The organism is Streptomyces sp. 840.1, assembly GCF_003751445.1.
Taxonomy (GTDB): domain Bacteria; phylum Actinomycetota; class Actinomycetes; order Streptomycetales; family Streptomycetaceae; genus Streptomyces.
The window spans coordinates 2,602,014-2,622,050 of sequence record NZ_RJUU01000001.1 but is presented as its reverse complement, the minus strand read 5'-3'; the positions used below and the strand labels follow the sequence as shown (position 1 = coordinate 2,622,050).

Sequence of the window (20,037 nt, the reverse complement as noted above, 5' to 3'; positions counted from 1 at the left end):
ATGTCCCGCTCACCACGTGATCACCGGCGCGCCGTTCCGAACTGCTCGTACGAGGCTGTTGCCCGCCGATCGCCCGGACACTCCCTTATGTGTCCCAGCCCACACCGGCGGGTTACGGGTTGCCGACCAGCTGAACGGGGCCCTTCAGGGTGTTCGGGGTGCAGCCGGGGCCGGACAGGGTCAGCCGCTCCTTCGTGCCGACCACCGAGAGCGGTCCCGTCAGCGACGTGCCGCAGATCTGGACCGTGCGCGCGCCGACCGCCTGGACGGGCCCGGTGATCTCGGCGCCCCTCACCACCAGGCTCGCGCCCGCGGCGACCACGACGGGGCCGGTCAGTTTCGTACCGTCCAGGCAGGTGACGCCGGAGGAGATGACCAGCGGTCCGGTGTGCTTGCCGGTCACCGTCTTCGTGCAGGCGGGGGCGGGGGCGACCCGGGACCGGTAGTCGAGGGCGTACGCGAGCTTGCCGGGCTTCGCGTCGGATATCGGGGCGCTCAGCTTCCCGAACTCGCCGCCGGTCGGCTTCTTGCCGTTGTTCCACTCCGCCATCCGGCCGAGTTCGTCGGCGGTGCGGCCGTCGGCGACGACGGTGTCGCCGGGCGTCGCCGACATCGCCTCCGAGGCGGCGCGGATCGCGGAGAGGTACGAGGCGGGGGCGGCCAGGTCGTACGTGCCGAGGTCGACGCGCTCACGCATCCAGGTGCCCCACTGGAACTCCAGGAACTCCGCGGCGCCGTCGGGTGCCTGGTAGCCGATGTCACGGGTGAAGTAGACGAGGCTGCGATAGCGGTCGTCGTGGAAGTGGGCCAGTCCGAGGTGCTGGGGAAGCTGGTCCGTGGTGATGGGCCGGTTGTTCTCGTCGCGCAGCCAGACCCACTTGTTCTCCTGCATGGTCTTCCAGAACGCGGCGGTGGAGAGCCCGCTCAGGTTGTCCACGACGCGCAGCCTGATGTGGGTACCCGGGCCGCCGTCGGGCGCCTCCAGGAACGACGTCAGGGAGTGGTGTCCGTCGGTGAGGTACAGGGCGCCGCCGGGTCCGACGACGACCGTCTTCATCGCCGCGCGGGTCGCGGCCGTCTCCTCGCCGAGAGGGACGGTGCAGCTGAAGCTGGACGCGTCGGAGAGCGTGGCGCCCGGCCGCGCGCTCGCGGCCTTCTCCTGCCCGTTGGTCTCGCACCAGTCGTCGAACCGCTTGTTGAGGTCGCCGTTCGCCTCGTCCTTGGTCGCGGTGTAGCGGCCCAGCTTGTAGTAGATCTGGTCGAAGCCCACGGTGGGCTGGGTGGGGTGCAGCCGGCCCAGGGTGACATCGAGGAGATCCCCGGCCTTGGGGCTCCCGGCCGTCAGCCCGGTCGCGGTGTCCGCCGTGGCGGTACCGCCACTCGCGAGCAGCCCGCCCAGCACCGCCGCGCCCGCGGCGATCCCCGCCCCCAGACGGCGCGGGCGGGAGGCGCGGGGCTGGGACTGGGTACGGGCTGAGCCGGTCATGCGGTCTCCACGTGTCTGCGGGACGGGGCGCGGCGTGGGCGCGCCGAGTGTCGCGCACATCTACTCACCCGCGCCCGCCCCGGTCGGTGGCCCCCGGCTGTCGGGCGGGGGTCGGCAAGGTGAACGACTGGCGGATCAGAACACGCCCTCGGAGCGCTCGTCAGGCGGATGTGCCGAGGCCGGCCCGTTCCGGAGCGGTGCTCGCCCTGCTGCCCTGCCTGCGCCCCACCAGGAGGCACGAGGCGGCGCCGACCGCGATCACGACGATGGGCAGGGCCAGGGTCGGCCGCATCGCATCGACGACCGCGTGTTCGTACGAGGCGGCTCCGCCCTGGAGCGAGACGGCCAGCCGGTTCTGCAGTACCGCGCCGACCGCCGCGCTGCCCATCACCGTGCCGACCTGTCGGATCGTGTTCAGCACACCGGAGGCAGCACCTGCCATCGCGGGCTCCACGTTGTACATGGCGGTCGTGACCATCGGACCGAAGACACAGCCGATACCCACCCCGGACACGATCAAGGCCGGCTGGAGCTCCCACCACACACGGCCGGCATCGGCGACCAGGGCGAGCCAGGCCAGGCCCGCCGCGAACAGCGTCAGTCCCGTCATCAGGACGTACTTGCCGCCGATCCGGTCCGCCATCCCGCCCGAGAACGGTGACAGCACCGCCGACACCACCATCGCCGGTGCCATCACGAGTCCGGCCTCGAGGGCGCCGAGGTGCAGCACCGACTGGAGGTAGATCATCACCGGCAGGAACAGACCGAGCATCCCGACCTGGACGGTCGCGGCCACGAAGCTCATGACCGCGTAGTCGCGGTCACGGAAGAGCCCGAAGGGGAGCAGCGGTTCGTCCTGCTGGCGGGCGCGCTGGTGGGTCAGGAACAGCACCAGCAGCAGCACGGCCGCACCCAGCAGCGCCCAGATGCCGACGCTCCAGTGGTAGCGCTGCCCCTCGGTGAGCGCGAAGGTGAGGCACCCCAGCGCCACGGCGGCGAGTACGACGCCCACGACATCCAGTTTCCGGCGGTGGCCCGGTCTGATGTCGGGCACGAGCCGGACGGCCATGACGAGCACGGCCGCGCCGATCGGGACGTTGACGAAGAAGATCCACCGCCAGCCGGCCGAACTGATCAGGAGCCCGCCGAGGGTGGGCCCCGCGATCGTGGCCACGCCCGCGACGGCGCCCCAGACGCCGAGGGCGACGCCCCGGCGCTCGGCCGGGAAGGTGCCGATGATGATCGCCATCGTCTGTGGCATCAGCGCCGCCGCGCCCAGCCCTTGCAGGGCGCGGGCGGCGATGAGCTGGGCCGGGTCCTGCGAGAGCCCGCACAGCACGGACGCCGCGGTGAACAGTGCGACGCCGCCGATGAACATGGTGCGCGGCCCGCGTACGTCACCCAGCCGGCCGAACATGATCAGCAGCGCGGCCAGGACCAGGATGTAGACGTTGATCACCCACAGCACCTCGTCCAGCGACGCGTGCAGGTTGCCCATCATGCTGGGGATGGCCACGTTGACGGCCGTCAGATCCAGCAGTGTCATGAAGAACCCCAGGCTGAGCGTCACCAGCACCGCCCAGGGATTGCCGCGCCATCCAGTCATTCGCGCTTCCCTCCGTCGCCCTCAACGCCCCGTCCCGCCCCACGGCCCTTCACACGGAACCGGCGGGCGTCAGCTCTTGGCGCGAGGCGCCTGAAGGCTCCACAACCGCCCGTCGGGATCGCGGACGGTCATCTCCCGGGTCCCGTAGTGCGTGTCCTCGAACGGGGTGACGACGTCCGCGGCGGAACCGGCCTTGAACGCGTCCTCGTCGGCCACCTTCAGCACCATCTGCATGCCGGCCTCCCGGTGCTCGGGGATCTCGACGACGACGAGGTAGGCACCCTCGCCGTTGCGCAGTACGCCCGAGCCGTCGCCCTCCGAGCTCACCAGCTCGTACCCCAGCTGCTGGAAGAACTTCGCGGTCCTGCCCCAGTTGTGGGTCTCCAGGAACACCGCTTCGATGCCTTCGGTCGTCATGTCATGACTCCTTTCCGGATGAGTGCTGCCGCTGCCCATGGGCGTCGTCGAGATACGCACGCAACGCCTCGGCCACCAGTGCCGACAGCGACATCTCCGTCTCGATCGCGTGATGTTTGACCTGCCTGATCAGCTCGACCGGCAGATACACGTTGAACTGTTTGACCTCCGTACCACCCATGAGGGCGATGCTAGCATGCTAGACGCCTAGCCTGACAAGCCCTGCCGCGCAGCACCCACTCGCGACCGGGGGCCACGTGGACCGGCTCAACAACTCGGCGACCTCCCTCAGCAGAACGGCGCATGTTCGTTACCAGCGTGGGTAGTTGGGCGCGTGTTGCTTTCGTGTGCACATGAAGGGTGGGGAACGTGAGAGTCATGTGGTTCAGATGGCGTCGTGCGTTGAACAGGGCAACCGCACTGACCGCAGTGGCGGGTGCGGCAGGCGCGTGCGTGTTGTGGTCCGGGCCGGTCGCGGAGGCCGCGGCCGGGCAGCCGGTGCCGGTCACGGCCTACACCCAGCGCAGCGAGGCAGGTGACTGGGTGGGCCAGGGCGAGACGTCCGTCTACCGGTCTCCGGCCGCGAACATCCGGGTCGAGGGCGACGCCACGTACGCCACGATGGTCGTCGAGTCCGGTGACGTGACGTGGAACATCCAGATGCAGGCACCGGCGGGCGACCAGCTCACCCCCGGCGTGTTCCGCAACGCCGAACGCGCCCCCGGGCCCACCGGCCGGGCGCCCGGCCTTTCGGTGAGCGGGGACGGTCGCGGCTGCAACATCGTGTACGGGCAGTACACGATCAACCAGATCAGCACCGACAGCACGGGCGCGATCACCCTGCTGGACGCCTCGTACGTCCAGCGCTGCGAAGCCCCCGACGCTCCCGCGCTGCGGGGCACGGTCAAGTACAAGGCGCTGCCGTTGTCGTTCTCCTACGTCAGCGAGCCGGGCGACTACGCGGGAGGGGGCCGAAGCCGCACCTTCACCGGCGGCACGGGCACGTTCTCTCTCGACGGCACGGTGGACGGTCGCCTCGACTATCGCGTCAGCGGCCTGCGGGAGAACTGGGGCGCGCTCATCGCGGCCCCCTCGGGCCAGTCGCTCCAGGCGGGCCGCACCTATGAGGCGAACCGGATGGGGGATGACGGGCTGGCCACGCTCGATGTCGGCGGCGGGGGATGCAACGACAGCAACGGTGAGTTCACGGTGACCAAGCTGGCCACGGACGCGGCGGGGCAGGTCACCGCGCTCGCCCTCACCTTCGAACAGCACTGCGAAGGTGCGGAACCGGCGCTGCGCGGGACCATCCACTACTTCGCCTGACCGCTCTCCCCGGACGCCTGCGGTCGAGGCAGGCGGCAGGCGCCCGGTGGCCGGGAGGCGTGCGCCGGGGCGGAACGCCTCTGACCGACACCTTCGACAGGTCGGTCACCTGCGATCAGGCCGCGCCCACGATCCGATCGCCGTACTCGATGGAGACCGTGATCTTGGCTCCCAGCGCCGAGGCGTAAGTGCGCATGGTCTCCAGGTTGTGGATCTCACCACGCTCGATTTGGGAGACCCGCGCCTGGGAGATCCCGACCGCCTCGGCCACCTGTGCCTGGGTAAGACCTTGAGCTTCACGGATTTCACGCAAGCCATGCCCGAGCACATACGCTTCGGTGGCAGTGCGTGCGGCTTGCTTACGTTCCTCCCATCCGGCTTCGGACGCCTCGGGGTTACTCTCCCGCAACCGACGCTTCACATCGGCCCAACTGCCGTACTGAGTCATCGAACGCCTCCGTCTTCCCCTGCTCCCACCGAGCTGGTCAGGTACTCCTCGTAACGGCCCTCCGCAACCGGGATCGAATCCCGGTACCAGTCGCTCCAACGGCCCGCTTTGTCACCGGCCACAAGAAGGATCGCTCGGCGTCGGGGGTCAAACACGAAAAGGATGCGGACCTCGGTGGCACGGGCGCTGCCTGGCCGCAGTTCCTTGAGGTTGTGTGTTCGGCAGCCCTGAAGCCGGTCAACGAGTGGCCTGCCCAGAGTGGGCCCGCTCTCCGCGAGCATGTCGATCGCGGCCTCGATGAGATCCGCTGTCACCGGATCCTCCTCAGCAAGTTCAAGCAGCCACCGCTCCACCGAAGGATGGAGGTTGATCTCCCAGTTCATGCTCCGCATGTCAGCGTACGTCGCGCATGAGTAGAAGGGAATTCTTATATTGCCAGCTGAACGAGTGAACTTACCGGCGCCGCGCTCGGCCCCGCCCGGTCCGCTACGTGACCGGGCGCAGGCCCAGCGGGCCCGCGATCTCCTCGACCATCACGCGGCCGGCCTCCTCGGCCAGGTCGTCGTCGCCGGCGTCCTGGTCGGTGTCCAGGCCGTCCAGTGCCTGGAGGGGCTGGTTCAGGCGGATGTGGGCGATCAGGGACTGGAGGGCGCGCAGGGCGGCGGAGGCGGTGGAGCCCCAGTTGGAGAAGTAGGAGAACTGCCACCACCACAGGGCCTCGGTGGTGCGGTCCTCCTCGTAGTGGGCCAGGCCGTGGCGCAGGTCCGTGACGAGGTCGGCCAGGTCGTCGGAGATGCGGGCCGGGACCGGGGCCTTGCGGGGCTCGTACGGGTCGAAGACCTCGGAGTAGACGTCGATCGGCTCCAGCAGGACCGCGAAGCGCTCGCGCAGGCCGTCCGCATCCGGCTCGGCGCCGAGGTCCGGCTCGTAGCGCTCGTCCGGGAGGATGTCCTCGTACGCGCCCAGCCGGCCGCCCGCGAGGAGCAGCTGGGAGACCTGGAGCAGCAGTACCGGAACGGCTTCCTCCGGCTCCTCGACCTTGGACACCTCGGTGACCGCGACGATGAACGTCTTGATCTGGTCGGCGATCTGGACCGCGAAGTCGTCGGGGTCCTGGGTGACAGTGTTCAGCGTGGCGTCAGACATCGCGGGGACCTCCCGTGGGCACGGTCGGAGACGGTGAGTAGAACATATCTGCGCTGAACGTAAAGCCGCAGTGAGTCCCCGGGCAAGAGGCGGGGTGCGGGGCCGGGAGGCGGACCGGGTGGGGAGCGCGCAGCGGGTCAGACATCGAGCAGGCGCCTCCCCTCGAAGGCACGGCCGAGGGTGACCTCGTCCGCGTACTCCAGGTCGCCGCCGACCGGCAGACCGCTGGCGAGCCGGGTGACCCGCAGGCCCATCGGCTTGATCATCCGCGCCAGGTACGTCGCGGTGGCCTCGCCCTCCAGGTTGGGGTCGGTCGCCAGGATCAGCTCCGTGATCGAGCCGTCGGCCAGCCGGGCCAGCAGCTCGCGGATGCGCAGATCGTCCGGACCGACGCCCTCGATGGGGCTGATCGCCCCGCCGAGGACGTGGTAACGGCCCCGGAACTCGCGGGTCCGCTCGATCGCGACGACGTCCTTCGGCTCCTCGACGACGCAGATGACCGTCAGGTCCCGGCGCGGGTCGCGGCAGATCCCGCACTGCTCCTGCTGCGCCACGTTGCCGCAGATCGCGCAGAAGCGGACCTTGTCCTTGACCTCCAGGAGGGCGTGGGCGAGACGGCGCACATCCGTGGGCTCGGCCTGGAGGATGTGGAAGGCGATCCGCTGCGCGCTCTTGGGACCGACGCCGGGCAGCCTGCCCAACTCGTCGATGAGGTCCTGAACCACGCCTTCGTACAACGGAGAGCCTTTCCTGCCGCCTGGTCGGCCGCGTCGTGGTACGTACCGTAGGGGGTGCGTACCGTCTTGGGTATGTCCTCGGCCCGTCCTTGGCCGGAAGGGATCAGAGGAGTCGCAAGGGTCAGAAGGGGAGGCCGGGCATGCCGCCCAGGCCCTGGGTCAGCGGGCCCAGCTTCTGCTGCTGAAGCGTCTGGGCGTTCTCGTTCGCCGCCTGGACCGCCGCGACGACGAGATCGGCGAGCGTCTCGGTGTCCTCCGGATCCACCGCCTTCGGGTCGATCACCAGGGCGCGCAGCTCGCCGGAGCCGTTGACGGTCGCCTTGACGAGACCACCGCCCGCCTGGCCGTCGACCTCGGTCCTGGCCAGTTCCTCCTGGGCCTCCGCGAGGTCCTGCTGCATCTTCTGGGCCTGCTGCAGCAGCTGCTGCATATTGGGCTGACCACCACCGGGAATCACGGTCACTCCAGGCATTTCGACGACAAATGTTTCGGTACGCCGAGCCTACGTTGTCCCCGGGCGGCGCGCCCCACCCACTGGCGAGCAACTCTTTCGAGTGAGATCAAGTCAAGGAGGGCAGGGCTCCTATACCTGATCACAGGCTCTGCGCACCCGGGAATACCGCGATTCCGACCCCGCGGCCCACCATTCGGCGGTAGGAAGGGCATGCGTCCCGGTACGCGCACGTGCACCAACCGTCACGCAAGGTTATGCATGGGGCACTGCCGGTCGCAGCGAGCGTCAGTGAGCAGAGGGCAGAGATCCCGCCCATCGTCGAGGACGCGGTCGACATCACGCGTCGCAATGCAGCATGCAGAGGAGTACCCCGGTGAGTCAGCCGGAGATGCAGCCCGAAGGGCCGCCCCGCAACGATTCCGGTGTGCCGGGTCCGGCCGGTTCCGCCCCTCCTTCCGGCACGGGCTCCGGCGCCCCGGGGCGGGATCTGACCGGAACGCCCTTCCCGCTCGGCGACTGGGGCGAACCCGCCCAGCGGCTCGACGAGCTGTACCGCTGGGTCGAGGCCGACGCGCTGCGCACCGCCGACTGGTATCTGGGCGACCGGGTGTGGAAGCGCCGCGGGGCCAGGGTGCTGCGGATGGGGACCGCCGCCGGTGCGGTGGCGGGGGCCGCGCTGCCGCTGCTCGATCTGACGGGGGCGCTGCACGGCGCGGCGGGCTGGGGCTATCTTTCGCTGCTGCTGGGCGCCGCGTGCATGGCGTGTGATCGGTACTTCGGCCTGACCTCGGGCTGGATAAGGAATCTGGCCACGGCACAGGCCGTACAGCGCAGGCTTCAGGTGCTCCAGTTCGACTGGGCCTCGGAGTGCGTACGGGAGGTGCTCGGCCCGACCGAGGGGACGGCGAGCGAGGCGGCCGAGCGGTGCCTCGGTGTGCTGCGGCGGTTCTCGGAGGACGTCACGGAGCTCGTGCGCTCGGAGACCGCGGACTGGATGGTGGAGTTCCGGGCCGGTCCCGCGCCGATGGGGATGCAGGCGCTGGTGTCCGGCGGTACGGGTGGCGGGCGGGCGGAGCAGGGTGCGCAGCCGGGGAGGTTCCCGCTGCAGTCGATGGGCCGGCCGAACATGCCTCGGCAGCGGCCGCCGGAGTCCCCGCGGTGAACCGGAGTCCGGTGGCCGGCAGCCGGTAGCCCCGCAATGACCGGTGGCCGGTGCGGGGCTCCGGCGGGCGCGCCCTGCCCCGTCAGCTGAAGATGATCATTGAGCCCTGGGCGAGGCTGCGGGTGACCGCCGCGTGCAGGCCGAGCCAGACGTGGCGCTCCCGGGCGAACGGGTTGTCGTCGTACGGGATCGGGACCGCCGGCTCCTCCAGCTCGGTGGGCGCGGCGGGCGGCAGCGGGGCGGCCGGCGGGTTGGCCGGGTCGATGCCGATGGACGGGGCGACGAACTCCAGCTCCCTGAGCAGCCCGTGCGCGGAGCCGAGCGGCCCGCCGCCCGCCAGCAGGTCGTCGCTGGAGATCGGGTACGCGAAGTCCAGGGGGACGTACGCGCCCGCGTGGTCGTAGTGCCACACCAGGTGGGACTGCTGGGCCGTGGGCTCGAACATCTCCAGCAACTGCTCGTAGTCGCCGCCCAGTTCGTCCACGGGCGTGACGGCGAGGCCGCTGATCTGGAGCAGGTAGGCGCGGCGCAGGAAGTGCAGGGCGTCGTAGTCGAAGCCCGCGACCGGGGCCACGTCTCCGGTCAGGCCCGGCATATAGGCGTAGACGGGTACGGGCGGCAGCCCTGCCTCGCCCAGCGCCTTGTCGAAGACGGCTATTTCCTCGGCGAAGGGGTTGTCGGGGCTGTGGCACAGCACATCGACGAGGGGGACCAGCCACAGGTCACAGGCCACGAAGTCTCGCTCTCCAACGGGTGCGTGCGATGGTCGGGACAGCGTAATTCGGGACAGCGTAATGCGGTCGCCACGTCGCGGACAGTGTTCCCCCAAGAGCGACTTCGCGCGCGGCTGCGGGAGCGGCTTCGGGAGCTTGCGCCGCTCAGGCCTCCGGCCGTGCCCCGTCCTCGGGTTCGTCCGCCCCGGGAGGCTTCGGTGCGTGACCGAGGTGGTCCGGGTCCCCGGCCGCCAGCCGGTCCGCCCAGCTCAGCGCGTGGCCGTTGTAGTCGTTGACCGCCGCACGCAGCGCCTCGCGGTCCCGGAGGGTGACCGAGGCGACGAGGTCGGCGTGACCCTGCCAGAGCCAGTCCCGTACGTCCGCGTCGCCGCGCAGGTACGGGACGGCGAACACCCAGGCCTGGACCCGCAGCCGGTGCAGGAAGTCACCGATGTAGGTGTTGCCGGCGAGCGCGCCCAGCTCCCGCCAGAACCGCAGGTCGTAGCCGATGAGGATGTCCAGGTCGCCGCCGCGTGCCGCGCGGGCGGCTTCCTCGGCCCGGCGGCGTACCGAGACGAGTGCCTCGCGGTACCGCGTCTGCCGGTCCGGGGACGGGGGCTGCTCGCGGAAGACGTCCCGGATCACCCCGTCCATGACCAGGGCGCGGGCCTCCACCATCGAGCGGTAGTCCGCGACGGAGAACTGGTGCACCCTGAATCCGCGGTGCTGGTCGGATTCGAGCAGGCCCTGCGCGGAGAGGTCGAACAGCGCTTCGCGGACAGGCGTCGCGGAGACGCCGTACTGCTCCGCGATCTGCTTGACGGTGAACTCCCGCCCCGGCTGAAGACGCCCCGCGAGCACCTCGTCACGCAGCGCGTCCGCGATCTGCTGCCGCAGCGTACTGCGGGTGACAGCTCCGCTCGCGCGCATGAGCGCCCCTCCCCTGTTTCGGTCTCGGCCACCTTAGACCGAGCCCGCCGGACGGGCCGGTGGGGAGGGGACGAGGGGAGGAGCGCTCCGCGCGGGCGGTGGGGCTACGCGGTGTACCCGTCGGCCACGGCCAGTGCGGCGTCCAGTGCCGCCAGACCCTCCTTGGCCTCGGTCTCGGTGACGTTGCAGGCCGGCACGGCGTGGGTGCGGTTCATGTTGATGAAGGGCCACAGGCCGTGCTTCTTGGCCGCCGCCCCGAAGGCCGCCATCGGGGCGTTGTCGGCGCCCGTCGCGTTGTACGGGACGAGCGGCTCGCGGGTCTCCTGGTTCCGGACGAGCTCCAGCGCCCAGAACGCGCCGAGGCCGCGGACCTCGCCGACGCAGGGGTGGTTGGCGGCGAGCTCGCGCAGACCGGGGCCGAGGACCGTCTCACCGATGTGGGCGGCGTTCTCGATGACCTTCTCGTCCTCCATCACCTGGATGGTGGCGACGGCGGCCGCGCAGGCCAGCGGGTGGCCGGAGTAGGTCAGCCCGCCCGGGTAGGGGCGGGTGTCGAAGGTGGCGGCGATCTCGGCGGAGATGGCGACGCCGCCGAGGGGTACGTAGCCGGAGTTGACGCCCTTGGCGAAGGTCATCAGGTCGGGGGTGACGTCGAAGTGGTCGGCGGCGAACCACTTGCCGGTGCGGCCGAAGCCCGCCATCACCTCGTCGAGCACGAACACGATCCCGTACCGGTCGCAGATCTCGCGGACACCGGCGAGGTAGCCGGGCGGCGGGGTCATGATGCCGGCCGTGCCCGGCACGGTCTCCAGGATGATCGCGGCGATGGTCGCGGGGCCCTCGTAGGCGAGGGTGTCCTCCAGGTGCTGGAGTGCGCGGGCGCACTCCTCCGCCTCGGTCTGCGCGTAGAACGGCGAGCGGTACAGGAACGGGGCCCAGAACCGCACGACGCCCGCCGAGCCGTTGTCCGAGGCCCAGCGGCGCGGGTCGCCGGTCAGGTTGATCGCGGTGGAGGTGGCGCCGTGGTACGAGCGGTAGGCGGAGAGCACCTTGTTGCGGCCCGTGTGCAGACGGGCCATGCGGATGGCGTTCTCGACGGCCTCGGCGCCGCCGTTGGTGAAGAAGATCTTGTCCAGGTCGCCCGGCGTGCGCTCCGCGATGAGGCGGGCGGCCTCGGAGCGCGACTCGATCGCGAAGGCGGGCGCGAAGGTCGTCATCCGCCCCGCCTGCTCCTGGATCGCGGCGACGACGGTGGGGTGCTGGTAGCCGATGTTGGTGTAGACGAGACCGCTGGTGAAGTCCAGGTAGCGGTTGCCGTCGTAGTCCCAGAAGTACGCCCCCTCGGCGCCGGCGACGGCGAGCGGGTCGATCAGGCCCTGGGCGGACCAGGAGTGGAACACGTGCGCACGGTCGGCGGCCTTCACGGCCGCGCCTGCGGCGGGGTCGGCGGCGTGACGGGGATGAGGGGTCATACGGCGAGCGTAGGCATCGCCGGGCACGGCCCGGTATGGCCACCTTGTATATGGAGTGGGGCGGGTGGTTCGGCAGGGTGTCGGGTCACCGCGAGGGTTCGACAGATTGACAACATGTTGCCATGATGACAGCATGTTGTCATAGAAATCCTGGTACGGAAATCCTTGCCGCCGAGGAGGACGCCATGACCCGCGGGACCGTGCATCTGGCCGTGTACGACACCTACGCCGACTGGGAGACCGGGCACACCACCGCCCAGCTCACCCAGCACGGCTTCACCGTCCGGACGGTGGGCCCGACGACGGGACCCGTCACCAGCATGGGCGGGCTGACCGTGCGGCCCGATCTGGCGCTCGCCGGGCTGCGCCCCGAGGACAGCGCGCTGCTGATCCTGCCGGGCGCCGGGCTCTGGGACACCGGCGACGAGCTGGCCCCCTTCGCCCGCGCCGCCCGGACCTTCCTGGACGCGGGCGTGCCGGTCGCCGCGATCTGCGGGGCGACGGCCGGGCTGGCCCGCGAGGGACTGCTCGACGGGCGGGCACACACGAGCGCGGTGTCCTTCTATCTGGCGGCCACCGGCTACGGGGGCGGTAAGGCCTACGTCGACGCGGACGCCGTGACGGACGAGGAAGGGCTCCTGATCACCGCCGGGCCGACCGAGCCGGTCGCGTTCGCCCGCGAGATCTTCGCCCTCCTCGGGGTGTTCGAGGGCGAGAAGCTCGACGCCTGGTACCGCCTCTTCCACGATTCGGACCCGAGCGCGTACGAGGTGCTCCAGGGATGAGCCGCACGGAACAGGACCGGCTGAGCCGGACCGCGCTCGGCGTCTTCCGGCTGAACGGCCAGTTCCTCTCCCTGTCGGAGGAGCTGGCCCGCCCGGCCGGGCTGACCGCCGCCTGGTGGCAGGTGCTGGGCGCGGTGCTGGCCGAGCCGCTGCCGGTCTCCGGGATCGCCCGGGACATGGGCATCACCCGCCAGGCCGTGCAGCGCATCGCCGATCTGCTGGTGGGCAAGGGCCTCGCGGAGTACGTGCCGAACCCGGCCCACCGCCGCGCGAAGCTCCTGCGCCCGACGGCGGAGGGCCGCGCCGCGATGTCCCGGATCGGCCCCGGCCACGCGGAGTTCGCGGCGCGGCTGAACCAGGAGCTGGGCCCGGAGGCCTTCGCGGAGACGGTGCGCGTGCTGGAACGCCTGGCGCAGGCCATGGACGCGGTGCACAGCCCGTCCTGATCCGGGCGAAGCGCCCCGTTTCCGGGCACGGACCGGCCACCACCCCCCGACGGGGCACGGGCGCGCCGCTATTCTCGACCCGTCCGGCGTGTCGCCGTACGGGGGAGGACTGCACACCATGGAAAAGCTCGGCTCCGTAGATCCGCAACGCATCGGCGCCTACCGACTGCTGGGCAGACTCGGCGCGGGCGGCATGGGGCAGGTGTACCTGGCCCGTTCGGACCGTGGACGCACCGTCGCGATCAAGCTGGTACGCGAGGAGCTCGCCGAGCAGCAGGAGTTCCGCGACCGGTTCCGGCGGGAGGTGATGGCCGCCCGCCGCCTCGGCTCCACCTGGACCGCCCCCGTGCTGGACGCCGACACCGACGCCAACGTGCCCTGGGTCGCGACCGGTTACATCGCCGGTCCGTCCCTCCAGTCCACCGTCTCGGGCCGCACGATCCTCTCGGCGGGCCCCGCCCCCGGCGCGTACGGGCCGCTGCCCGAACGCTCGGTCCACATCCTGGGCAACGGTCTCGCACACGCCCTGCGGGCCATCCACACCGCCGGGCTCATCCACCGCGATCTCAAACCGTCCAACATCCTGCTGACGATCGACGGCCCCCGGGTCATCGACTTCGGTATCGCGCGGGCTCTGGACACCGTCACCGACGGCGGCCTCACCCGCACCGGTGCGCTGGTCGGCTCCCCCGGCTTCATGTCGCCCGAGCAGGTCCGGGGCGAGGCCGTGACCACGGCGTGCGACGTGTTCTGTCTGGGCTCGGTGCTGGCGTACGCGTCGACCGGGCGGCTCCCGTTCGGCGATGCGGCCAGCGGGGTGCACGCGCTGCTGTTCCGGATCGCGCAGGAGGACCCGGACCTGACCGGGGTGCCGGTGGACCTCGTGGAGCTGATCCGGGACTGCCTGCACAAGGACCCGGAGGCCAGACCGACGACCGACGAGATACTGGACCGGCTGGCCGGGGACGACAGCACGGAGCCCTGGCTCCCGGGCGCGCTCATCGCCCAACTCGGGCGCCACGCGGTGGAACTGCTCGACTCGGAGGACCCGGAGGAAGCGACGGGGCCCGGGGAGCGCGGGGCACCGGAGACGACCGGGGACCCTGCCCAGCCGGGTACGCCCGCACAGCCGGGGGAAGCGGAGACCCTCGCGAAGGCGGAGGGCCGCCCGGACGCGGAGGGCCGTGCGGAGGCGGAGGGCAGTGCGGAGGCGGAGACCCGCGCGGAGGCGAAGGGCCCGCAGGACGCGCCGCCTCCGGCCGCGCACCCGTCCGCGACACCCGCCACGCCCACCGCCCCCGCGACGTCCGCGACACCCGCCACACCCCCGGCGTCTGCCGCGCCCGCCCCCGGGTACGCAGCGACCCCCGCCCAGGGCTACGGGCCGACTCCAGCCCCGGGCTACGGGCCGACCCCCGCCCCGGGCTACGGCTACCCGCCGCAGCAGAACCAGGCCCAGCACCAGGCGTACGGCTACCCCCAGCAGCAGAGCCCCGCCCAGCACCAGGCCTACGGCTATCCGCAACAGCAGAACCCCGCCCAGGGCCAGGGGTACGGCTACCCGCAGCAGCAGCCCGATTTCGGCGCCACGCCTCCGTACGGTCCCGCCTACCCCGCCGCCCCCCAGCCGCCCGCCCCCGAGCCGGCCCGCAAGCGGACCGGGTCGACCGTCGCGCTGGTGGTGATCGCGGTGCTCGTCGCGATAGGGGCCGGTGGCTCCGTCTACGCGCTGATGAGCGACAGCGGCGACACCACGGCATCCCCGAAGCAATCCAGTACGCCGTCCCCCGCGAAGGGCACCAGCGGCACCGACGCCGGTCCGGGGTCCAACTCCGGCTCCCCCGACGGCAGCCAGGACCCGTCCCCCACCGACGGGAAGAACGGCGAGGACGGCATCCCCGAGGGCTATCTCGGCACCTGGTCCGGCGGCATCGAGAACGCCGCCGGCCACTCCAGCCGCGAACTCGTCATCCAGCAGGGCGGGGTCGGCGACACCGTCCTCAGCCTCACCGCGGAGGGCCCCACCGACACCGGCGGCACCTACCGCTGCGTCTTCCAGGCGGATCTGACGGATGCCGTCACCGGCGAGGACCCGCTCAGGATCGGCCCCTCCACCGTGACGCTCGGCCGGCCCATGTCATCCTGCACGCCGGGCGGCCCGACCACGCTCACCCTGCTCCCGGACGGCACCCTGAGCCGCGAGAACACGGACACCGGCGAGAAGCTCACGTACACGAAGACCGGCTGAACCGGCGCCGGGGCACGCAGCACGGACCCGCTCGTCAACTCGTCGATAGGCTCGCCCTCATGACACGCTCCTGGGCCCTGCCGACGCTGTTCGTGCTCTGCGGCGCGGCCGTCGCGACCGGGCTGGTCCTCGCGGGAAGCACCGTCGAAGCCGCAGCACTCCTGCTGATGTTCGTCCTGTTCGCGGCCATTCACTCACCTCTGGTCTTCCCGGGGCCGATCGGCGCGGCGGAGGCACAACGCCGCAGCGCGGAGGACGGCCGCCCCGTCGTCTTCTGGCGGTCGGGCTGCAAGTACTGCCTCCGGATGCGCTTCCGGCTGGGCCGCAGCGCCCGCAGGTTGCACTGGGTCGACATCTGGCGGGACCCGGCCGGGGCGGCGATCGTGCGTGCGGCCAACGACGGCGACGAGACCGTACCGACCGTCTTCGTGGCAGGACGGCCGCACGTCAACCCCGATCCGGAATGGGTGCGAGAGCAGCTCTCCCCTTCCGCGTGACCGGGGAACGGCAGCGGCCCACGCGCCGGGCCAGGCGCCGCGTCATGCGCCGGATCAGCTCTCAGACCAGCGGTCTCACCGACATCAGCAGGTGCTGGTGCGCCGGCGGCGACGCCCCTTCCGCCGTGTCCAGCGCGTCCTCGTACGTGTCGTGCCCGGTGACCATGGCGCGCTGCCCCGGGCCCATCAGCCGGAAGCGGACGACCGGTGCGTCGAAGGAGGCCAGCGCGTCCATCAGGTACGAGGGGTTGAAGGCCACCGCCATTTCCCCGGCACCCGCGAGCGCGGCGGGCAGCCGCTGGGAGGCCACGTCGTCCTCGTAACCGGCCTGGAGCAGCACCGAGGCGCCCTGGAAGGCGAATTGGAGCGGGCTGTCGTTGTCCGCCACCACCGAGACCCGCTTGACCGCCTCCACCAGGGGCGCGAGGTCGGTGACCGCCGTGACCGGGGCCGACATCGCGAACAGCTTGTCGTGGCGCGGCAGCCGACCGTCCAGCAGGCGGACCGTGGTGCGCGTCCCGGCCAGTTCGAAGCCGGCCGAGCCGCTGTCCAGGGCGAGGCTGACCATGCCCGCGCGGCCGAAGGAGCGGGCGATCTCGGTGAGCCGGCGGGCCGAGACCACGACGTCGGCAAGGACGCCGGCCGCCGCGGGCTTCCAGCCGAGGGTGCGGACCGCGAAGCGGTAGCGGTCCGTCGCCGCCAGGGTCATCCGGTCGCCGTCCAGCCCCAGCCGGATACCGGTGAGCGTCGGCAGGGTGTCGTCCCGGCCCGCCGCCACGGTCACGTCCGCGACGGCCGCCGCGAACTCCTCGCCGTCCACCGCGCCGAGGACCTCAGGCAGCGGCGGCAGCGAGGGGTAGTCGTCGAGCGGCAGCACCGAGAGGCCGAATCCGGCGCCGCTGCCCGTCACCGTGAAGCGGGAGCCCTCCACCGCGCACTCCACCGCGCCCTCGGGCAGCACCCGGCACACGTCCAGCAGCCGGCGGCCCATGACGAGCACCTTGCCGGGCCGCAGGATCTCGGCGTCCACCTCGGTCCGGGCCGAAGCCTCGTGGTCGAGGCCGGAGATGCACAGCCGGCCGTCCGCCGCTTCCAGCAGCAGACCGCCCAGCACGGGAACGGGTGACCTCGTGGGCAGCACCCGGGCCGCCCAGGTGACGGCGTCGGCCAGCGTGCCGCGCTCGATCCGGAACTCCATGGTGGTGACCTCTCCTCGTGCGCCGGCGACCATCTCCGGTCCCGACGCTAAGGGTCACCACTGACAACCGGGGCTCGCGGCGGACGAACGGCTGCGCCGACGGCAGCGGCCACCCCCGTGAGCCGCTGCCGTCGGCCCCGTGCCTTTCCCCCGAAAGGCCCGCAACCGCGTTCGGACTGTAGGTCGGCGGGTAGGGGGCGGTAAAGATTCAGTTCGCACTGTGTGGGCGGCGAGAGGTACCAGTTCGCACAGCCAAACCGGTACGCTACGTTCCGGTTTCTGGCAGGAGCGGGGGCACTGTGCACGCGCGAGGACGCGCCGACGACGTCATACGGATGCACGGTCTCGCCCGCTCCGGCGGGTCCCGGGAACTGCTGCGCTGGCTGTCCGGCCGGGCCGGCGGCTGGGCGGGACTGCTCGGCGGCGACGGGACCGTGCTGCACGGCGTCGCCCGGGACCCCGATGCCGCGAGCGCGGGGGCGGCGGCGGTCGCGGCGGGCGGGGTACGGGAGCTGACGGCGCTCGGAGCCCGTTCCCTCGCCCTCGACCGGGGGCCGCACACCGCGCTGATGTTCGCCCTGGACGGCCCGCCGGACAACGCCGCACCCGTTCTCGCCGTGATCGTCCGCCGTCCGCTGCCGGACCGGCTGGCCGTGCTCCTGTCCGACGCGGCGCTGCCGCTCGCCATGTGCTGGGCGGCCGAGACCGTCGAGCGCAAGCGGCGTCGCGTCGATCTGGCCGAGTCCCGCGGCCGCGAGGCCGTACTGCACCTGCTCATGACCGGCCAGCTGTCGATCGCCCACCAGGTGGCCGGGGCGCTCAAGCCCGTCCTGCCCGACCCCGTGCGGGTCTGTGTCGTCGAGTGTCCGGGCGGCAGCAGGGACGAGGTGGCCCGGATCTGTACGGACCTCTCCGGCGGCCGGACCTGGATCGTGCGGTGCCCGGTGTACGCGCGCCATCTGATCCTCATCGCCCCGGCGGGCCCGGAACCCGCGGACGGGCGGCTCGGCCCCGAGGTGGCCGCGGTGGTGGACGACTGCGTCGTGGGCATCAGCGAGGACGTACCGCTGTCCGACACGGCGACCGCGTACCGCCAGGCCTTCCACGCCCTGGCCGTCGCGCGCGGGCTGCCCGGCCGGCACGCGGGCTTCGGCTCGGCGCCCGAACCGGCGCTGGTGGTCGGCGCCGAGGGGGCGCGGTGGGCGGACGCCCTGCTGGCGCCGCTGCTCGGCCACGTGCCCCGGCGCGGCCAGGACCCGGGCAGTCAGGAGCTCGCGGCGACCCTCGCGTCCTGGCTCGCGTTCTCCTCGCACGCGACCTCGCACCTGAAGATCCACCGCAACACGCTGGCCGCCCGGCTGCGGCTGATCGGTGAGCTGCTGGACCTGGATCTGGACCGGGTCGCGGACCAGGCCGCGCTCCATCTGGCCCTGGCCGTCCGCGCCACGCCCACCCTGCCCCGGCCCGGCCGCCCGGCCGGCGCCCCGGGGGCGCCGGCCCCCTCGCTGGAGGAGATCCTGCGCACCCCGGCGGTCCGCGCCTGGGCGGCCCAGCAGCTGCGCCCGCTCGGCGCCCCCGGAGCGGGCGGCCGCTGCGCCGACCCGCACACCACCCTGCGCACCTGGCTGGAGTGCGAGGCCCAACTAGGTTCAACAGCTGCGGCGTTGTCCATCTCCGTACCAGGGGTGCGCAAACGCCTCACGCGGCTGGAGACGGTACTCCAGCGCTCGCTCCTGCGGGCCCCGAGCGCCCGCCACGACCTGTGGCTGGCCTTCCGGGCGCTGGACCTCACCGGAGACGCACAACAGGACGGGGAGCACCCGCGACCGTGAGGCCGCCGGTGCTCCCCGTCCACGGGAGCTCGTGGGTCAGCAGCTCAGGTTGGATCCGGGCGTGGTGCCGAGGATCGACACGAACGACTGGTAGCGGTCGATCCGGCTCTGCACCTGGGCGGGGTTGCCGCCGTTGCACTCGATGGAGCCGTTGATGGAGCGGATCGTCTCACCGAATCCGGCGCCGTTCACCATGGCGTTGTGGGCCGTCATGGTGCCGGGGCCGTTCTGGGTGTTCCAGTACCAGAGGCCGGTCTTCCAGGCCACGGCGGCGTCCTGCTCGACCAGGTAGGGGTTGCCCAGCAGGTCGATGCCCAGGGCGTCACCGGCGGCCTTGTAGTTGAAGTTCCAGCTGAGCTGGATCGGGCCGCGCCCGTAATACGCGGACTGGCCTGCGGGGCAGCCGTAGGGCTGGCTGCTGTCGCAGTAGTGGGGGTAGTTGGCCGTGTTCTGCTCGACCACGTACACCAGGCCGCCGGTCTCGTGGCTGACGTTGGCGAGGAACGCCGCCGCCTCCTGCTTCTTCACCGTGTCGCTGCCGGTGTTGGCGAAGCCCGGGTAGGCACTCAGCGCGGCGGTGAGCCCGCTGTAGGTGTAGAAGGAGCTGCGGTTTGGGAACATCTGGTTGAACTGCGCCTCGCTGACGACGAAGCCGTCGGACGAGCCCGGGTCGCCCGGATCGGTGCCGCCGCCGCCACAACTGCCCGCGTCCGCCCAGACGTCGGAGCTGCCGGGCCTCTCGTTCTGGGTCCACCACTTGGCGGTCCAGTTGTGCCCGTTGTACGAGGCGGCGCCGCCGCCCGTGTAGACGGACGAGGAGTTCCAGGCAGCCGCGCAGTCGGCTGCCGATGCCGTGGTGGCGGGAAGGATGACAAGCGTCGCGACGACCGCGCCCAGCGCGGTGAGCAGGCCCATGATGCGTCTGATCATGTGAACACTCCTTCGGCGCGGCGCACCGAGCTCGTCGGTGCGCCGCCATGGGGGGTGCCGACACTCAAGCGCTGCTGGTCTGGACCTGTCAAGGTCTAGACCATGGTAATGAAACCTTCCCACCACGCCGGCCGGCGGCGCGCGAGCCACAGACAGCCCGCGCCACACCACCCCCAACAGGGCTGATTCCGGAGGGAGTCGCTC

21 protein-coding genes are annotated in these 20,037 nt (G+C 71.6%); 7 read left to right on the top strand and 14 right to left on the bottom strand.

Features of this window, described 5'->3' with window-relative positions:
• Positions 1–112 precede the first annotated feature (112 nt).
• The 4 genes from EDD93_RS11995 to EDD93_RS11980 all read right to left on the bottom strand — a co-directional run bounded on the left by EDD93_RS11995 (position 113) and on the right by EDD93_RS11980 (position 3,690).
• Positions 113–1,486 (bottom strand): ParB/Srx family N-terminal domain-containing protein, encoded by a 1,374-nt coding sequence (locus EDD93_RS11995; protein WP_123525146.1) that lies wholly within the window; start codon positions 1,484–1,486, stop codon positions 113–115.
• Positions 1,487–1,646: 160 nt separating this feature from the next.
• Positions 1,647–3,092 carry an MFS transporter gene (locus EDD93_RS11990; protein ID WP_123525145.1) on the bottom strand — a complete coding sequence of 482 codons (1,446 nt, stop codon included), beginning with the start codon at positions 3,090–3,092 and terminating at the stop codon, positions 1,647–1,649.
• A 69-nt stretch (positions 3,093–3,161) separates the two neighbouring features.
• Positions 3,162–3,509: a glyoxalase/bleomycin resistance/extradiol dioxygenase family protein gene (locus tag EDD93_RS11985; RefSeq protein WP_123525144.1), complete on the bottom strand. Its 348-nt coding sequence runs from the start codon at positions 3,507–3,509 to the stop codon at positions 3,162–3,164.
• 1 nt (position 3,510) lies between these two features.
• Complete coding sequence (locus tag EDD93_RS11980) at positions 3,511–3,690, bottom strand: ribbon-helix-helix domain-containing protein (RefSeq protein WP_123525143.1); 180 nt, start codon at positions 3,688–3,690, stop codon at positions 3,511–3,513.
• A gap of 272 nt (positions 3,691–3,962) precedes the next feature.
• On the opposite strand from EDD93_RS11980, the gene EDD93_RS11975 reads away from it, so the two are divergent.
• Positions 3,963–4,835: a hypothetical protein gene (locus EDD93_RS11975; protein ID WP_260255696.1), complete on the top strand. Its 873-nt coding sequence runs from the start codon at positions 3,963–3,965 to the stop codon at positions 4,833–4,835.
• A gap of 115 nt (positions 4,836–4,950) precedes the next feature.
• On the opposite strand, the gene EDD93_RS11970 is transcribed toward EDD93_RS11975, so the two are convergent.
• The 5 genes from EDD93_RS11970 to EDD93_RS11950 form a co-directional block, all read right to left on the bottom strand.
• Positions 4,951–5,283 (bottom strand): helix-turn-helix domain-containing protein, encoded by a 333-nt coding sequence (locus tag EDD93_RS11970; RefSeq protein WP_123525141.1) that lies wholly within the window; start codon positions 5,281–5,283, stop codon positions 4,951–4,953.
• Positions 5,280–5,666: a type II toxin-antitoxin system RelE/ParE family toxin gene (locus tag EDD93_RS11965; RefSeq protein ID WP_123527712.1), complete on the bottom strand. Its 387-nt coding sequence runs from the start codon at positions 5,664–5,666 to the stop codon at positions 5,280–5,282. The genes EDD93_RS11970 and EDD93_RS11965 overlap by 4 nt, the downstream gene beginning before the upstream one ends.
• 103 nt (positions 5,667–5,769) lie before the next feature.
• Entirely contained in the window at positions 5,770–6,429 is a 660-nt protein-coding gene (locus tag EDD93_RS11960) for a DUF5063 domain-containing protein (RefSeq protein WP_123525140.1), read from the bottom strand.
• 137 nt (positions 6,430–6,566) lie between these two features.
• On the bottom strand, positions 6,567–7,166 hold the full coding sequence (gene recR / locus EDD93_RS11955) for a recombination mediator RecR (protein WP_024492454.1): 600 nt from the start codon (positions 7,164–7,166) through the stop codon (positions 6,567–6,569).
• 121 nt (positions 7,167–7,287) lie between these two features.
• The gene (locus EDD93_RS11950; RefSeq protein WP_123527711.1) at positions 7,288–7,623 is read right to left on the bottom strand and encodes a YbaB/EbfC family nucleoid-associated protein; all 336 of its coding nucleotides are present in this window, start codon (positions 7,621–7,623) and stop codon (positions 7,288–7,290) included.
• Positions 7,624–8,008: 385 nt separating this feature from the next.
• Here EDD93_RS11950 and EDD93_RS11945 point away from each other — a divergent pair, with 385 nt between their 5' ends.
• Positions 8,009–8,782: an SLATT domain-containing protein gene (locus EDD93_RS11945; RefSeq protein ID WP_123527710.1), complete on the top strand. Its 774-nt coding sequence runs from the start codon at positions 8,009–8,011 to the stop codon at positions 8,780–8,782.
• Positions 8,783–8,864: 82 nt separating this feature from the next.
• Here EDD93_RS11945 and EDD93_RS11940 read toward each other — a convergent pair whose 3' ends face one another.
• The 3 genes from EDD93_RS11940 to EDD93_RS11930 form a co-directional block, all read right to left on the bottom strand.
• The gene (locus EDD93_RS11940) at positions 8,865–9,515 is read right to left on the bottom strand and encodes a hypothetical protein (protein WP_123525139.1); all 651 of its coding nucleotides are present in this window, start codon (positions 9,513–9,515) and stop codon (positions 8,865–8,867) included.
• Positions 9,516–9,660: 145 nt separating this feature from the next.
• On the bottom strand, positions 9,661–10,425 hold the full coding sequence (locus tag EDD93_RS11935) for a GntR family transcriptional regulator (RefSeq protein ID WP_123525138.1): 765 nt from the start codon (positions 10,423–10,425) through the stop codon (positions 9,661–9,663).
• 104 nt (positions 10,426–10,529) lie between these two features.
• Positions 10,530–11,897, bottom strand: coding sequence for an aspartate aminotransferase family protein (locus tag EDD93_RS11930; RefSeq protein WP_123525137.1), 1,368 nt, complete (start codon positions 11,895–11,897; stop codon positions 10,530–10,532).
• 185 nt (positions 11,898–12,082) lie between these two features.
• Between EDD93_RS11930 and EDD93_RS11925 the strand changes: the two genes are divergently transcribed.
• From EDD93_RS11925 to EDD93_RS11910, 4 genes are all read left to right on the top strand, one after another.
• Complete coding sequence (locus EDD93_RS11925) at positions 12,083–12,682, top strand: DJ-1/PfpI family protein (RefSeq protein ID WP_123525136.1); 600 nt, start codon at positions 12,083–12,085, stop codon at positions 12,680–12,682.
• Entirely contained in the window at positions 12,679–13,128 is a 450-nt protein-coding gene (locus EDD93_RS11920) for a MarR family winged helix-turn-helix transcriptional regulator (protein ID WP_123525135.1), read from the top strand. Before EDD93_RS11925 ends, EDD93_RS11920 begins: the two co-directional genes overlap by 4 nt.
• Before the next feature lie 118 nt (positions 13,129–13,246).
• On the top strand, positions 13,247–15,376 hold the full coding sequence (locus tag EDD93_RS11915) for a serine/threonine-protein kinase (protein ID WP_123525134.1): 2,130 nt from the start codon (positions 13,247–13,249) through the stop codon (positions 15,374–15,376).
• 59 nt (positions 15,377–15,435) lie between these two features.
• A complete protein-coding gene (locus tag EDD93_RS11910) occupies positions 15,436–15,873 on the top strand; it encodes a glutaredoxin domain-containing protein (RefSeq protein ID WP_123525133.1) in 438 nt (145 codons plus the stop codon).
• 61 nt (positions 15,874–15,934) lie between these two features.
• On the opposite strand, the gene dnaN is transcribed toward EDD93_RS11910, so the two are convergent.
• Positions 15,935–17,071: a DNA polymerase III subunit beta gene (gene dnaN, locus EDD93_RS11905; protein WP_123527709.1), complete on the bottom strand. Its 1,137-nt coding sequence runs from the start codon at positions 17,069–17,071 to the stop codon at positions 15,935–15,937.
• A gap of 335 nt (positions 17,072–17,406) precedes the next feature.
• On the opposite strand from dnaN, the gene EDD93_RS11900 reads away from it, so the two are divergent.
• Positions 17,407–18,903: a helix-turn-helix domain-containing protein gene (locus EDD93_RS11900; RefSeq protein WP_185092482.1), complete on the top strand. Its 1,497-nt coding sequence runs from the start codon at positions 17,407–17,409 to the stop codon at positions 18,901–18,903.
• 36 nt (positions 18,904–18,939) lie between these two features.
• Here the strand turns inward: EDD93_RS11900 and EDD93_RS11895 are convergent, their stop codons facing one another.
• Positions 18,940–19,833, bottom strand: coding sequence for a glycoside hydrolase family 19 protein (locus EDD93_RS11895; RefSeq protein WP_123525131.1), 894 nt, complete (start codon positions 19,831–19,833; stop codon positions 18,940–18,942).
• Positions 19,834–20,037 lie beyond the last annotated feature (204 nt).